The sequence below is a fragment of the Oscillibacter valericigenes genome (assembly GCF_016902445.1).
Lineage (GTDB): Bacteria > Bacillota > Clostridia > Oscillospirales > Oscillospiraceae > Oscillibacter > Oscillibacter avistercoris.
Genome location: NZ_JACSNX010000097.1, coordinates 1 through 219, shown reverse-complemented (window position 1 = coordinate 219; position 219 = coordinate 1). Strand labels below are relative to the sequence as shown.

Annotated in this window: 1 protein-coding gene; it reads right to left on the bottom strand. The window is 47.0% G+C overall.

Going from position 1 to position 219, the window contains the following annotated elements:
• Positions 1–219: hypothetical protein (locus H9X91_RS14175; protein ID WP_204805898.1), on the bottom strand; the 219-nt coding region annotated here is incomplete at both ends.

Here is a 219-nt window from a genome sequence, read left to right as displayed (position 1 = left end):
CAGAGAAAGGAACTTCTTCATTCGGATTTCTCCTCCTTTTGAGTTTTCGCCGTCGTCTTTCCAACTTTTTCGCCAGAAGAGTACGTATCTCGGTCCCCGGAGCCCAAAGCCGCTGATGCGGCTGATTTTCTTACAAAATATGGTAGCAAAACCGCCGTTTCCTCCTTTCGCTATTCTTTGATTTTTCGGCTGGATCTTCTGTGCAGCCTTTGTTTTCGC